The following is a 14127-nucleotide window of genomic DNA, read 5'->3' as shown; positions in this document are numbered from 1 at the left end:
TTCCTCAGCAAGGTGCTGTAAACCGGGCGGGCTGGCGCGATGCCAGCCCGCTGAGCATTCCGGGTGTATTGACGAAGCTTTTAATCATCCGCGCAAACATTGACAGGGCTCATATATCCCGCGATAACCCCTTTGTTAATCTCAGGGTGTCGATTAGGACTTCTCCAGGAAAATAACGTTGGAAATCTTTTTTTAACCCACTGAAAAATAGCGATTAACTATTTTTCATACGCCAAAAATCATGGTCCGTTAATGACGGACTCGGTTTCGTATGGGTTAAAAAAGGTACGTTATGACAGTTACATGGACGGTCACGCCCGTGGGGTATCAGCACATTGCCAAACGCTGCCCCGCCTGCAATGTAAAACGCGACTTTGCGCCTTCCGGCGCCATCCGGGTGAATTCGCAAAAGAAGCTGCTGGATATCTGGAGCATCTATAAATGCACGCACTGCGATTACACCTGGAATATCGCCCTGTTTTCCAGGCTGCACGTCAGCAAGATAAACCGCGAACTGCTTCAGCGCCTGCTGAAGAACGATGCAGCCATGGTTCACTATTATGCCGCTGACCTCGCGACGCTGAAGCGCAACCGCGCCGAGCCGTCGGGGCAACCTGATTTTCGTATTCACGAGCAATGGTCGGTTACGTTGATGGCATGTCAGCGGATAACGGTGCGCGTCAGAGTCAGTCAGCCATTTCGCATCAGCCTGCTATCAATACTGAAAAAACAGCTCAAGCTGAGTACGGCTGAAATCCGGTGGTTGGTCGCGACAGGGCATATCGAGGGTATTCCACTAAAACAGCTCAAGACGAAAAAGCTGAAGGCGATGGAATATGATTTTCAGCTGGCGGCGGAAACGCTGTATGCGCGACGCCGGATTACGTTATCACTTTGCGGTAGATAACTTGCCGGGAAGATAAGCCGCAGCGCTTGAGCTGCTGGCTTTTTTATTCCTCGGTGAATAAGGACGGCGAAGTTGGCCGTCCTGACACCCTTTTCTCCGCCTGCAAAAGCCACCTCCGCTGCAGCCATTCAATCTGCAGACGCATAGTAAACAAACGCCAGCTTATTGCCGTCGGGATCGCGGACGTAGGCGCTGTGAAAACCGTCGCCATACTGCGGCCGGTGACCGGGAGCGCCTTCGTCACGTCCGCCGAGTTGCAGGGCGAGGGCATGCAGTTCCGCAATATGTGCGACGGAGCGGGCGTTAAGCGCCACCATCGTTCCATTACCCACCCCGGCAGGCTGCTGGTCAAAAGGAACGCCCACGCACAGCCCGCAGGTGTGATTGCCGTTGAAGGTGCCCCAGGACGCCCCCTGTTCGTTACGGCCGGCTTTGACGTGCCCCAGCAGCGCCATTAACGGGTCATAGAACTTGATGGCGCGTGGCAGGTCATTGGTTCCCAGCATGATGTATGAAAACATAGTGTCCTCCTGTTGCGGGCAAAAAGGTGACTTTCGCCCGCTTACTGCGTGAAGCTGATCGCAACAGACCCGGCGCTGCGCTCAACCTTGCCATGGTACACCGCCTCAATATTATTCCCCTGCGGATCCAGCACAAAAGCGGCATAGTAACCAGGATGATAGTGTCGTTCGCCAGGCGCGCCGTTATCACGTCCGCCATGGGTCAGCGCCGCATGGTAAAAAGCGTCCACCATGTCACGATCTCTGGCCTGGAATGCCAGGTGGTGGCGCCCAGTCAGTTTCCCGGCAGCCTCCGGGCTGCGGCGTGAGGCCACCACCAGTTCGTCGGCCAGCAAGTATTCATTGGCGGTGGTGATAACCGGGATCTCCAGCGCCGACAGTACGGCGGTATAGAAGTTTTTGCTTGCCTCAAAGTCTTCGACAACCAGCAGAATATGATCGATCAATCTGCCACGATGTAAGGTATTACTTTCCATGGGATTTCCTTTCGGCTGGGGGGCCGGCAATGGTTAACAGCAGTGAGCCAGCAAGAACAGGATACCCTCCGGTGAGGGCCATAAAAAAGGGCTGGCGCCAGGCCAGCCCGTGAGGACTACCGTGCGGACTCCGTCGCCTCGTCCATGTCATCTTCCTGCTCACTGGCAAGCAGGGTTTTCTCGTTTTTGCACAGACACTGAATCAACAGGAACAGTACGCCGCTGGCCACCAGGGTGACGATCAGGCCATCGTAACCAGTGATGCCGATCAGCATGCCGCTGACTACCGGCCCGGCAACGCTGCCGGCGGACCAGAAAAAGCCGAACAGTGCGTTAATCATAATCAGCTTCTGCCCATTGAAGGTTTTCCCCGCCCGCACCAGCGACAGGGTATAAAGTGCGCCCGCCGCGGCGCCCAGCAGCAGACAAATGGCCATCAGCTGAATGCGCGAGCCGAGCATCAGCGGCAGGGCCAGCAGCGACAGGCTGAAAACCACCGCGCAGCTCAGATGCACGCGGCGAATCCCGACCCGGTCGGCCAGCCAGCCGAGCGGGGTCTGGAACATCGCATCTCCGGTAAGCACCACGGTGACCAGCAGCACCGCCAGCCCTTCATTCAGCCCTTTGTCCATGCCGTACAGCGGCAGCAGGGCGAGGATGCTGGCGTCAAAGAAGGCGAAGCAGAAGACCCCGGAGGCCAGTACCGGCAGAAAGGCGCCGAGGCTGCGCCAGCTGGCGCGCTCCCCGAGGCTTTCACGAGTGCCGGTGGGCAGATGGCGCAGCATCAGCAGGCAGACGGCGGTGACCGCGACAATCGCTATCAGCGCTGATGTCTGCCAGGCTGGGCCGACGGAGATCAGCAGCGGCCCGGCCAGCTGGCAACCGGTAAAGGCCGAGGCGTAGAGACCGGTGAGGGTAGCGCGCTGGCTGCCCGCCGCGCCGCCAGTGATCCAGCTTTCGCCGAGTACGATAATGACCCCGGAGGCCAGGCCGGTCAGCAGGCGCGGCAGCAAAAGCAGCGTCATATCGGTAGTCATGCATGAGGCGATGGTCGCCAGCGCCAGCAGGATCAGACTGCCGCTCAGCAGCACGCCCATTTCAATGCGCCGGCACAGCGCAGGAGAGAGGAAAGAGGAGATCATCATGCCGGCGGGCGGCAGAGCGGCCAGCAGGCCGACGTACAGCGGCGCGATCTGCTGCTGCGCCAGCTCAAGACTGATTAACGGCACCGTATAGCCGGTGATAAATCCCACAAGCGACGCGGCCATGATCATCGCCAGCGTGGGGGCAAGACGATTCTGGTCTGGGTTAAACATTTTATTTCCGATGACGGAGAGGTCAGTAGTGGATCCTTCGGCAAATTGCCGTCCTGAGTTGCATAATAATTAATCGACTGGCCGTTGTCACCGTTGAAATCACTACCAAAAAAGGGCCGCAGGGCGGCAGGTGGGCTGTACGCCGCGCCGCCGCCGCATTTCATGACGTTGTCAGCGTGGTAACGACAGGATATAACGGAGGGAGCGGTAGCGCCCCGACGCCGGTGAGCGACGGGGAAAACGCGACGCATGACCGATTATTCAGCATTACGCTATGCAGGAAAGGAGTAATACATGGCCGTATCGCCGTCACTGATCGCCGAAGCCGTTGGCTGGCGACGTGAATTTCACGCCGCGCCTGAGCTCGGATATCAGGAGCAGGAGACCTCGCGCCGCGTTGCGGAGCTGCTGGCCTCGTTTGGGCTGCAGGTGCATCGCGGGCTGGCCGGCACCGGCGTCGTGGCGACGCTGGAGAACGGCCCCGGGCCGGTTATCGGCCTGCGCGCCGATATGGACGCCCTGCCGATCACCGAGCTGGGGAGCGTCAGCTACCGTTCACGCCGTCCCGGGGTGATGCACGCCTGCGGCCACGATGGCCATACCGCGATGCTGCTGGCGGCCGCCGCCCATCTGGCGCAGACCCGCCATTTCAGCGGCACCGTCCACTTTGTCTTTCAGCCGGCGGAAGAGAACCTCGGCGGCGCGCGCAAAATGGTGGAGGAGGGGTTGTTTGAGCGCTTCCCGATGGACGCCATCTACGCGCTGCATAACTGGCCGGGGATCCCTCTTGGCGAAGTGGCGCTCAGCGATGGCGCGATGATGGCCTCGCTGGACGCCTTCGAGATAACCCTGCGCGGAAAGAGCTGTCATGCGGCGATGCCGGAGAGCGGGGCCGATCCGATCGTCGCGGCGGCGCAGCTGATAATGGCGCTGCAGACCATTCCTTCCCGCCGCTTGTCGCCGCAGGATTCCGCGGTGGTCAGCATCACCCAGATAAACGGCGGCGAGGCGATCAACGTCCTGCCGGACACCGTGGTGCTGCGCGGTACCTTCCGCTGCCTGAGCAATCGCGTTCGCGCCCGCGTGCGGGAGCTTATCGAAAGCTATGTGGCGACCCAGCCGCAGGTGTCCGATGTGCAGGGCGAGATTAGCTGGTTCCCGGGTTATCCGGTGACCAAAAACCATGCGCTGCAGGCGCAGCAGGTGCGCGAGGTGGCTGCCGCCACTCTCGGCGCGCAAGCGGTGCGCTGGAATCAGGCGCCGTCGATGGCCTCCGAAGATTTTGCCTGCATGCTGGAGGCCTGTCCGGGGGCCTATTTCTGGATAGGCACCGACGGCGAAACCCCGTCGAAGCCGCTGCATAACGCCAGCTATGACTTTAACGATGCGCTGATCGGCCCCGGCGTCGCCATGTGGGTGGGGCTGGTGGAGAAACAGCTGCCGGCGGCGTAACCCACCGGCAGCGGCAGAGGGAGCGCGCTGCGCTCCCTGAGGTCAGACGTCGGCAGCGGCTTTCAGTCGCGCTTTCATGTCGCTGTAGGCCGTCCAGGCATAGTGCTCCGCCCATTGCTGGTCGGCAATCGCTTCCACTTTCACCGCACAGTATTTGGTTTCCGGCGTTTTGGAGATCGGATCGAGGTTATCCTGGGTCAGCTCATTGCAGGCGCCCACCCACCACTGATAGGTCATATAGACCGCCCCCGGATTGATGCGATCGCTGAGGTCGGCGCGGGAGATCACCTTCCCGCGCCGGGAGCTGACCCACACCAGCTGTTTGTCGGCGATCCCCAGTCGTTGCGCATCCGCGGGATTCATCTGCACCCGTCCCGGCTCGTCGGCCAGCGACTGCAGCGCGGCGCAGTTGCCGGTCATCGAGCGGCAGGAATAATGCCCGACTTCCCGCACGGTGCAGAGCACCAGCGGCCACTCGTCATCCGGGCGCTCCGCCGGCGCGCGCCAGGCGGTGGCGAACAGCTGCCCTTTACCCGAGGGGGTGTCGAAGCGGTTGTCTTTATACAGCCATGGCGTACCGGGATGATCGAGGGTCGGGCACGGCCACTGGACATGGCCCATATCGCCCATTTTCTCCCAGGTCACGCCGTAGAACAGCGGGCAGAGCTCGCGCATCTCGTCCCAGATCTGCTGGTTGTTCTCATAGTGCATCGGATAGCCCAATTCGCTGGCCAGCAGGCTAATGATCTCCCAGTCGCGCTTCACATTTCCCGCCGGAGGGATCGCCTGTTCAAACCGCTGGAACCCGCGGTCGGCGCAGGTGAAGACGCCGCCGTGCTCGCCCCAGGAGGTGGCCGGCAGCAGGACATCGGCCATTTCCGCTGTTTTGGTCATGAAGATGTCCTGCACGACCACGAAGTCCAGCGCCTCGATGCCTTTGCGCACCAGGCCGAGGTCGGCTTCGGTCTGCAGCGGATCTTCGCCCATGATGTAATAGGCTTTGATCTCGCCGGTCAGCGCTTTATGCGGCACCTCGGTGATGCGGGTGCCGACCTGGTCGTCCATCAGCGCCGGGTCGATGCCCCAGGCGGCGGCGAATTTCGCCCGCACGGCGGGGTCGGTGACCTCCTGATAGCCGGGGAACAGGTTCGGCAGCACGCCCATATCGCAGGCGCCCTGTACGTTGTTTTGCCCGCGGACCGGCCCCACGCCGACGTTGGGCCGTCCCAGGTTGCCGGTGAGCAGCGCCAGGCTTGCCAGGCCGCGCACCACGTCCACCGCCTGGCCAAACTGGGTGACCCCCATGCCCCACATAATGGTGGCGGATGGGGCGGCGGCGAACATGCGCATCGCCTCCCGGATTTCCCGCGCGCTGACCCCGACAATCCCTTCCACCGCTTCCGGGGCGTAATCCTTCACCGCCTCGCGGTAAGCATCCAGCCCTTCGGTATAGCGTTCGACATATGTTTTGTTGTACAGCTCCTCCTCCAGCAGCACATAGCCGAAGGCATTTACCAGCGCCATGTTGCTGCCGTTGTTGAGCTGCAGATGACGATCGGCAATGCGCGCGGTTTCAATGCGCCGCGGATCGCAGACGATGATTTTGGCGCCGTTGTCCCGGGCCTTGATTACCCGGCGGGCGACGATGGGATGGGAGTCGGCGCAGTTGTAGCCAAAGACCAGCAGGCACTTCGAGTTTTCGATGTCGCTAATCGAGTTGCTCATCGCTCCGTTGCCCAGCGCCTGCTGTAGCCCGGCGACGGAGGGGCCGTGGCAGACGCGGGCGCAGCAGTCGACGTTATTGGTGTTCAGCACCGCGCGGGCGAACTTTTGCATCACATAGTTGGTTTCGTTGCCGGTGCCGCGCGAGGAGCCGGTGGTCATGATGGCGCGCGGGCCATGCTTCTCTTTGATCTCCCTGAGCTTGCTGGCGGTATAGCGAATCGCCTCCTGCCAGCTGACCGGCGTGAAGGCGCCGCCTTTCTGGTAGCGGATCATCGGTTGTTTAAGACGGGGCGTCAGGAGCTGCGTATCGTTAAGAAAATCCCAGCCGTAGTAGCCTTTCAGGCACAGCTGGTTCTGGTTGGTGACGCCGTCGGCGGCCTCCGCGCGAATGATTTTATTGTTGTCGACAACCAGTTTAAGTTTGCAACCCGCCCCGCAGTAGGGGCACACGCTCGTGATTTTTTTCATCAGTAACAGACCTGTTAACAGTGAACTGAGGATCGCTGTCGCGCCGGGCCCGACGGGCAACGATCGCGGTATCGCCTGGTGGTGATGCAGACGCAGGCCTGTTGCGCTATGCAGGTCTTGTGCCAGAATTTAAGCTATTGATCTGTATTGAAAAATGAAAAGAGATTGATGACGGGAGCATGACCTCGTCACTAATGACGATGACGCAGAGCGCCGACGTCAGACGCTCTGCGGGGTAACACGCGGCTAGGCGAGAGGGCGGCAGCGGTCGAAGTGCGATTCGCTCAGGCCGACGTCGCGCGCGGCGGCGCAGATTGCCTGCCAGCTGCCGGCATCCAGCGGGATCCCCTGCGCCAGCCGCGCTTCGCGGTTGGCGGCCTCCCATTCGCCGGGTGCCAGCACCGGGGCATCGGCATCGTGCGGCGACTGCTTACACCATGCGATAAAGGCCTCCGTCTGCGCCTGGCTGTCCGGGGCATCGAACGCGTCCGGGCGCAGGATCACCGTGGTCATGCAGTTAAAGATGGCGTCGACGCTGGTCTGCAGGCTCTCCTGATGGGTGGTTTGCCCGCCGGAGAGCGCGCCGCCGAGCACTTCGCACAGCGTCGCCAGGGCATAGCCTTTGTGCTGGGCGAAGGTGAGCAGGGCGCCCAGCGGCGAGGTCTGCATCACCGCCGGGTCGGTAGTGGGTCGACCCTCGGCGTCAATCAGGCAGCCGGGGGCCACGGCTTCGCCTTTATGCCAGGCGACGCGGGTTTTACCAAAGGCGATGGCGCTGGTGGCGTAGTCCAGCAGCAGCGGCGGATGGCCCGCGCGGGGAAACACCACGCACAACGGGTTGGTGCCGAAGCGGCTGTCCTTCCCGCGGAACGGGGCGACCATCGGGTCGCCGATGACGCTGACGAAGTGAATGGAGATCAGCCCGGCGGCGGCGCACTGTTCGGCCCAGTAGCCGATGCGTCCGACGTGATGCGCATTGCGCAGGGCGATAGCCGCCATACCATGCTGCTTCGCCTTTTCAATGCCTAACTGCATCGCTTCGTGGGCGACCACCTGGCCGAAGCCGGCGTTGCCGTCGAGGGTGACCACGGCGCCGGCGTCTTTGGTCACCGTGGCGTGGCGGTTGAGCTGCAGAAAACCACCGGCGTGGGATTTGACGTAGCTGGGGATCATCCCAACGCCGTGGGAGTCATGTCCGGCAAGATTGGCGGCGATCAGATGGTCCGCGACGAGGGTGGCTTCCCCTGGGGTACTGCCGAGATGGGTAAACAGTGAGACGACAAACTGATGCAGATCCGTCGCCAGAAAGCGGTGTCCTGTAGGCACTGATTCTCTCCTGTAGTCTGTTGTTATTTTGTTATGTTTGCCGTTTTATGCTGCGCCGCCCGGCGCAGAAGGTCAAGGGCGGCGTCTCCCGGCGACATGCCGCTGCGCCAGCGCCTGCGCATACGACAGACGATAAAAAACCGGGCCGGGATCGCGTTTTAATTAACGCCATAAACACCACATTTTTAAATTCTGCCAGTGTCACAAAAGCCAGAAAAAAGCCATCCCCGTCGTTGCAAGGGGAGCTGATACCACTATATGTTAAATTTGTGTTTATTAATTGATGATTAAAGGTTGGTATCATGTATAAGAAAATAAGTGGTTTAGTGGTTTCACTGACGGCCGTTTTCGCCTGTGCCGCCTGGGCGGAGGTGCCTGCGGGCTATCCCGCGGATTATCAAAAAACGGTTGATGCCGCCGTAAAAGAGGGCAAGGTGGTGATCTATTCCACGACCGATACCAAAGCGGCCGGGCCGTTAATTAAGGGATTTGAAGCGCAATATCCGGGCGTCAAAGTCGAATATAACGACATGAACAGTACCGAGCTGTATAACCGCTATATCAGCGAACAGGCCGCCGGGGGCGGCAGCGGGGATGTGGTGTGGAGCTCATCGATGGATACCGCGCTGAAATTAGCCACCGAATACGCCGAACAATATGCCTCGCCGGAGGTGAAGCAATTACCCGACTGGGCGGTCTGGCAGCAAAAAGCCTATGGCACTACCTATGAGCCGGTGGTGTTTATCTATAACAAACGGCTGATCCCGCAGAATGAGGTTCCGGATTCGCATACCGCGCTGGCAAAACTGATCGCCAGCCAGGCCGATAAATTTAAAGGCAAAGTCACCACCTACGATATCGAAAAATCGGGCCTCGGCTTTATGCTGGCGGTACAGGACAGCCAGGCCGACGCGAACTATTTTGCCGACCTGGCGAATATCGCCAAAGGCGGCCTGACGGTGCAGTCTTCCACCGGCACAATGATGGAGCGCGTCTCCTCCGGCGAAAACCTGATCGGCTATAACATTCTTGGCTCTTATGCCGAAGCGCGGGCGAAAAACGATCCCTCTTTAGGTATTGCCTATCCGAAAGATTACGTGCTGGTGCTCTCCCGCGTCTCGTTTATTAGCCAGGAGAGCGAACATCCCAATGCGGCAAAATTGTGGCTGGATTATGTCTTGTCGGAAAAAGGCCAGCAGATCCTCGCCAGCCAGGCGGATATTCCCTCAATTCGTCGCGATATTGAAGGTAAAAATGATATCGACGGCATGACCGCGCTGTTGGGCAAAGCGTTAAAACCGATCCCGGTCAACGAAACGCTGCTCGATTATTTACAGCCGCAAAAACGTCTGCAGTTTATTAAACAATGGCGCAGCGCCGCCGCGAAATAATCCTCCCCTGGGGCATCGCCGATGCCCCTATTCACACCCGGCGGGTTTATTCACCTGACCGAAGGGATGAACCATGAACGTATTACGCAGAAAGTGGCAGGGGCTGCCGCGCGGCGTGGTGGTGTGCATCACGGCGCTGGTGATTTATGTCCCACTGTTATTTATTGTGGTGCAGAGTTTTCTTTCGGCACCGTTCTTTTCCCGCTCCAAATCGTGGAGTCTGGAAGCCTTCGCCTTTATTTTTACCGACCCGGATTTTTATCTGGCATTAAGGTCAGGTTTTATTCTGGCCTTTGGCCTGGTGATTATCGCCATTCCGCTGGGCGGTATTTTGGCGTTTCTGATGGTGCGCACCGATTTACCCGGCCGGCGGATCATTGAGCCGCTGATCCTGGTGCCGATCTTCGTCTCGCCGATGGTGCTGGGCTTTGGCTACGTGGTGGCCGCCGGGCCGGTAGGCTTCTTTTCCCAGTGGGCGCAGCAGCTGATCGGCTTTGTGCCGTGGAATATCTACTCGATGTTCAGCATTGTGGTCATCGCCGGCTTAACTCACGTTCCGCATGCCTATCTCTATATCTCTTCGGCGCTGCGCAGCGTCGGCTCCGACGTGGAAGAGGCGGCGCGCACCGTCGGCGCCACGCCGCTGCAGGTGATGACCTCGGTGAGTCTGCCGATGGTGCGGCCATCCATTCTTTACGCCTGCGTGTTGCTATTTTTCCTCGGTCTGGAAGTCTTCGGTCTGATGCTGGTGCTGGGCGACCCCGAGGGCAACATGGTGCTGGCGACCTATCTCTACAAGCTGACTAACAAGCTCGGCACCCCCTCCTACCATCTGATGGCGGCGGTGGCGGTGGTGCTGATCTGCATCACCATCCCGCTGGTGATGCTCCAGCGGCGGCTGATGCGCACCGCCAACCGCTTTGTCACCATGAAGGGCAAGGCGTCCCAGGCGCGGGCGCTGCCGCTGGGCAAATGGCGCTGGGTGGCCGGGGCGGTGGTAGTGGCCTGGCTGACGGTGACCATCGGCGTACCGCTGCTCGGCGTGGCGCTGCGCGCTTTTATCTCCAACTGGGGCGTCGGCGTGTCGCTGTGGGATGAGCTGTCGCTGGCGACGTTCCACAATATCTGGCAGCAGCCCAACCTGCTGCGGGCGATCGTCAACTCGATGGCTATCGGCATCATCGGCGGCGCGCTGGCGGTGATCTGCTATCTGTTTGTCGGCATCGCTATGCACCGCAAAGCGGATAACGTCACCCGCTTTCTCGACTACAGCGTGCTGGTCCCGCGCGCGGTACCGGGGCTGCTGGCCGGCCTGGCCTTCCTGTGGGTATTCCTGTTTGTGCCGATGTGGCTCGATCAGTCGCTGAAGCACGGCTGGCTCTCGGCGCTGCCGGTGGCCGACTGGCTGCGGGAGCACCTTATCGTGCAGCTGCGCGCCCTGCGCAACACCATCTTCAGCGTCTGGCTGGCCTACACCGTGGTGTGGATGGCCTACGGCCTGCGGCTCATCTCCTCGACGCTGCTGCAGGTGGGCCCGGAGCTGGAGGAGGCGGCGCGTAGCACCGGCGCCTCGCGGGGGCAGATCACCCGCCACGTGACCGTTCCGCTGTCGCGCTATGGGCTGATTGGCTCCTGGCTGCTGATGTTCCTGATCTTTGAGCGCGAGTATTCCACCGGCGTCTATCTGCTGTCGCCGGGTACCGAAACCATCGGCTCGATGCTGGTGTCGCTGTGGGCGGCGGGGGCCATCGATATCGTTGCGGCGCTCTCCTTTATCAATATTCTGCTGGTGGTGATTGGCCTGGGTATCGCCCTGCGCTTTGGAGTGAAATTACATGATTGAGTTATCGGTAGAAAATCTGCATCTCACCTATGGCGACAACCCGGTGTTGAAGGGGGTGTCCATGACGCTCGGCCGGGGGGAGGTAGTATCGCTGCTGGGGCCTTCGGGAAGCGGGAAAACCACGCTGCTGCGGGCGGTGGCCGGGCTGGAAAAACCGACGAGCGGACGGATCGCCATCGGCAACCGCACGGTGTACGACGGCACGCCGCGCAGCGAGATCCCGGCCGAAGAGCGTAACCTCGGCCTGGTGTTCCAGTCCTATGCCCTGTGGCCGCACAAAACGGTGTTCGACAATGTGGCCTATCCGCTGAAGCTGCGTAAAGTGGCTGCGGGGGAGATAAAAGAGCGGGTGCAGCGCGTACTGGATCAACTGGGGCTGGGGCACCTTGGCAACCGCCATCCGCACCAGCTCTCCGGTGGCCAGCAGCAGCGGGTGGCCATCGGCCGGGCGCTGGTTTACAACCCGCCGGTGATCCTGCTGGATGAACCGCTCTCCAACCTTGACGCCAAGCTGCGCGAAGAGGCGCGGGTGTTTCTGCGCGAGCTGATCATTAAGCTGGGCCTCTCGGCGCTAATGGTCACCCACGATCAGAATGAAGCAATGGCCATCTCCGATCGTATTCTGCTGCTGAACAATGGCGTCATTGAGCAGCAGGGGACCCCGCAGGAGATGTACGGCAGCCCGGCGACGCTGTTCGCCGCTGAGTTTATGGGCAGCAATAACCGCCTGCACGGCAAAGTGATGGCGCTGGAGAACGGCAGGGCGCGGATCGAAGGCGCCAGCTGGAGCCTGTGGGGGCGAGCGGGCGAGGGGGTTAGCGTTGGCGAGCCGGCGACGGCGGTGATCCGCGTCGAGCGCCTGCGACTTGACGGCGCCGCGCAGGATAATAGCCTCCAGCTACCGCTGCTGACCAGCATGTACCTCGGCGACCGCTGGGAGTACCTGTTCCGTACCGAAGGCGACGACTTTCCGCTGCGCGCCTACGGAACGGCGCTGCGCGATGCCGAACACTGCCATCTGACGCTCCCGGCGGAGGATGTGTGGATTTTTCCGCAGCGGTAGCCGCCCGTTACCCCGCCAGATGGCACACGGCTTCAATATTGTGCCCGTCTGGCGCAATCACAAACGCGGCGTAGTAACTGGCGTGGTAGTTTGGCCGTAGCCCCGGCGCGCCGTTGTCCTTTCCTCCGGCGGCCAGCGCCGCCTGCCAGAAGGCATCGACCTGCTCGCGGCTGTCGGCGCGAAAGGCAATGTGCAGCGGCGCCGGTTTTTCCGCACTTTGATAGAGGCATAGAGAAGCATCACCGCTGCCGGCCAGCTCTGCGCCGTAGCTCGGTTCGCCTTCGCCGATCAGCGTTACGCCAAGCGGGGCCAGGGCCTGCAAAAAGAACGCTTTGCTGGCGGCATAGTCGCTAACGCCGAATTTCACATGATCGAACATATCTTCTTTTCTCCTGTGGATGGTATATCACCAGCTGAAGGCGCTAGCCGGACAATAGATACAAGATAGTTAACAACGGTTATTAACTTTTTTAACAGCTCAAAATGTTTAATTATTCCTAATACGAGTATTTACAGACGTTTAATCTGCCATGTACCATAAACAAAAAATAACATTTGTGATACAAGTCACTCTTTTTTGGCGCATGGGTAAGCTCAGCGCGGTGTGAATGCCGCTGGTTTACCGCCTCAAGGTTATGGCAGCACTCTTCTCACGATGACAGACCGGTTAATTTCTCTCCGATTTCCCGCGTTTCGTTGAGAATCGTCTACTATCCAAACGATAACCCTATAAATGATATCGCCTCTGGCGATGTTTTATCCGACTTGCCGGGCCGGGCCAGACGCTAAGCGGTTTAAAAGCGCAATGGTATCGGTTCCAGCACGACATTCACTGGTTTTGTCAGCGACAAAAACAGTAATTTTCAATGACAGGAATGTGATGATGTCGAGCGAGAAAACCAACAATTCCAGGCGTGATTTCCTGGTGAAATCGATGGCGCTGATCCCGACGGTGGTGATCGGCGGCGCGGGAGCAGGGGCTATTGGCGTGGCCACCAGCGCGACCGCGCAGGCGGCCCCCGCTTCAGAGCCAGCCTCCGGGAACACCGCGGCGGCCAGCGACTGGAAGCCGCAGTTCTTCAACGATCGTGAGTGGGCGTTTATCAACGCCGCCGTCGCGCGCCTGATCCCGGCGGATGAACTTGGCCCCGGCGCCAAAGAGGCCGGCGTGCCGGAGTTTATCGACCGCCAGCTCAATACCCCTTACGCCACCGGCTCCATCTGGTATATGCAGGGGCCCTTCAATCCCGACGTGCCGAAAGAGATGGGTTATCAGCTGCCGCTGGTGCCCAAACAGATCTATAACCTCGGGATCGCCGACGCCGAGGCGTGGTGTCAGGACAAATATCATAAAACCTTCGCTGAACTGAGCAGCGAGCAGCAGGACGAGGCGCTCGGCCTGTGGGAATCGGGTAAAGCCGAGTTCAAACAGCTGCCGGCCTCGCTGTTCTTCACCTATCTGCTGCAAAACACCCGCGAAGGGTTCTTCAGCGACCCGATCCATGGCGGCAATAAAGGCATGGTCGGCTGGACGCTGATTAATTTTCCCGGCGCGCGCGCCGACTTTATGGACTGGGTTGAACGGGGCGAACGCTACCCCTTCCCACCGGGTGATGGTGCCAACTTACTGATTTAGTGT

General features: G+C 60.1%; 12 protein-coding genes. 6 read left to right on the top strand and 6 right to left on the bottom strand.

All coding sequences use genetic code 11. The features are described 5' to 3' along the window. Positions 1-319: 319 nt before the first annotated feature. Positions 320-907 (top strand): DUF1062 domain-containing protein, encoded by a 588-nt coding sequence (locus HMPREF3140_RS06295; protein ID WP_014343156.1) that lies wholly within the window; start codon positions 320-322, stop codon positions 905-907. Between the two features lie 128 nt (positions 908-1035). Here the strand turns inward: HMPREF3140_RS06295 and HMPREF3140_RS06290 are convergent, their stop codons facing one another. The 3 genes from HMPREF3140_RS06290 to HMPREF3140_RS06280 all read right to left on the bottom strand — a co-directional run bounded on the left by HMPREF3140_RS06290 (position 1036) and on the right by HMPREF3140_RS06280 (position 3220). Next, the gene (locus tag HMPREF3140_RS06290; RefSeq protein WP_004200207.1) at positions 1036-1428 is read right to left on the bottom strand and encodes a VOC family protein; all 393 of its coding nucleotides are present in this window, start codon (positions 1426-1428) and stop codon (positions 1036-1038) included. Between the two features lie 41 nt (positions 1429-1469). Then, entirely contained in the window at positions 1470-1904 is a 435-nt protein-coding gene (locus HMPREF3140_RS06285) for a VOC family protein (RefSeq protein WP_009486106.1), read from the bottom strand. 116 nt (positions 1905-2020) lie between these two features. Beyond that, complete coding sequence (locus HMPREF3140_RS06280) at positions 2021-3220, bottom strand: MFS transporter (protein WP_023328549.1); 1200 nt, start codon at positions 3218-3220, stop codon at positions 2021-2023. Between the two features lie 294 nt (positions 3221-3514). Between HMPREF3140_RS06280 and HMPREF3140_RS06275 the strand changes: the two genes are divergently transcribed. Further along, positions 3515-4672 (top strand): M20 aminoacylase family protein, encoded by a 1158-nt coding sequence (locus tag HMPREF3140_RS06275; RefSeq protein WP_004148649.1) that lies wholly within the window; start codon positions 3515-3517, stop codon positions 4670-4672. A 42-nt stretch (positions 4673-4714) separates the two neighbouring features. Here the strand turns inward: HMPREF3140_RS06275 and fdhF are convergent, their stop codons facing one another. After that, on the bottom strand, positions 4715-6865 hold the full coding sequence (gene fdhF, locus HMPREF3140_RS06270; protein WP_004175722.1) for a formate dehydrogenase subunit alpha: 2151 nt from the start codon (positions 6863-6865) through the stop codon (positions 4715-4717). Between the two features lie 246 nt (positions 6866-7111). Beyond that, a complete protein-coding gene (locus HMPREF3140_RS06265; RefSeq protein WP_004148647.1) occupies positions 7112-8191 on the bottom strand; it encodes a malate/lactate/ureidoglycolate dehydrogenase in 1080 nt (359 codons plus the stop codon). Positions 8192-8493: 302 nt separating this feature from the next. Between HMPREF3140_RS06265 and HMPREF3140_RS06255 the strand changes: the two genes are divergently transcribed. The 3 genes from HMPREF3140_RS06255 to HMPREF3140_RS06245 all read left to right on the top strand — a co-directional run bounded on the left by HMPREF3140_RS06255 (position 8494) and on the right by HMPREF3140_RS06245 (position 12488). After that, positions 8494-9582, top strand: coding sequence for an ABC transporter substrate-binding protein (locus tag HMPREF3140_RS06255; RefSeq protein ID WP_012541442.1), 1089 nt, complete (start codon positions 8494-8496; stop codon positions 9580-9582). 73 nt (positions 9583-9655) lie between these two features. Further along, entirely contained in the window at positions 9656-11425 is a 1770-nt protein-coding gene (locus HMPREF3140_RS06250) for an ABC transporter permease (protein ID WP_002908294.1), read from the top strand. After that, the gene (locus tag HMPREF3140_RS06245) at positions 11418-12488 is read left to right on the top strand and encodes an ABC transporter ATP-binding protein (protein ID WP_002908292.1); all 1071 of its coding nucleotides are present in this window, start codon (positions 11418-11420) and stop codon (positions 12486-12488) included. The genes HMPREF3140_RS06250 and HMPREF3140_RS06245 overlap by 8 nt, the downstream gene beginning before the upstream one ends. 7 nt (positions 12489-12495) lie before the next feature. Here the strand turns inward: HMPREF3140_RS06245 and HMPREF3140_RS06240 are convergent, their stop codons facing one another. Next, positions 12496-12867, bottom strand: a complete 372-nt coding sequence (locus HMPREF3140_RS06240; RefSeq protein WP_023287732.1) for a VOC family protein — start codon at positions 12865-12867, stop codon at positions 12496-12498. 501 nt (positions 12868-13368) lie between these two features. On the opposite strand from HMPREF3140_RS06240, the gene HMPREF3140_RS06235 reads away from it, so the two are divergent. Continuing rightward, entirely contained in the window at positions 13369-14124 is a 756-nt protein-coding gene (locus tag HMPREF3140_RS06235; RefSeq protein ID WP_077270445.1) for a gluconate 2-dehydrogenase subunit 3 family protein, read from the top strand. The last annotated feature ends 3 nt before the right edge of the window (positions 14125-14127 follow it).

Source organism: Klebsiella sp. HMSC16A12 (genome assembly GCF_001808265.1).
In the GTDB taxonomy this organism is placed as follows: Bacteria; Pseudomonadota; Gammaproteobacteria; order Enterobacterales; family Enterobacteriaceae; genus Klebsiella; species Klebsiella pneumoniae.
Note: the sequence above shows the minus strand (reverse complement) of the source record. Positions and strands in the feature narration are given on the sequence as shown.

Coding starts and splice junctions, on each gene's coding strand:
- HMPREF3140_RS06290 (WP_004200207.1), bottom strand. CDS start 1,428: ATGTTTTCATACATCATGCTGGGAACCAATGACCTGCCACGCGCCATC.
- HMPREF3140_RS06285 (WP_009486106.1), bottom strand. CDS start 1,904: ATGGAAAGTAATACCTTACATCGTGGCAGATTGATCGATCATATTCTG.
- HMPREF3140_RS06280 (WP_023328549.1), bottom strand. CDS start 3,220: ATGTTTAACCCAGACCAGAATCGTCTTGCCCCCACGCTGGCGATGATC.
- HMPREF3140_RS06275 (WP_004148649.1), top strand. CDS start 3,515: ATGGCCGTATCGCCGTCACTGATCGCCGAAGCCGTTGGCTGGCGACGT.
- fdhF (WP_004175722.1), bottom strand. CDS start 6,865: ATGAAAAAAATCACGAGCGTGTGCCCCTACTGCGGGGCGGGTTGCAAA.
- HMPREF3140_RS06255 (WP_012541442.1), top strand. CDS start 8,494: ATGTATAAGAAAATAAGTGGTTTAGTGGTTTCACTGACGGCCGTTTTC.
- HMPREF3140_RS06250 (WP_002908294.1), top strand. CDS start 9,656: ATGAACGTATTACGCAGAAAGTGGCAGGGGCTGCCGCGCGGCGTGGTG.
- HMPREF3140_RS06245 (WP_002908292.1), top strand. CDS start 11,418: ATGATTGAGTTATCGGTAGAAAATCTGCATCTCACCTATGGCGACAAC.
- HMPREF3140_RS06240 (WP_023287732.1), bottom strand. CDS start 12,867: ATGTTCGATCATGTGAAATTCGGCGTTAGCGACTATGCCGCCAGCAAA.
- HMPREF3140_RS06235 (WP_077270445.1), top strand. CDS start 13,369: ATGATGTCGAGCGAGAAAACCAACAATTCCAGGCGTGATTTCCTGGTG.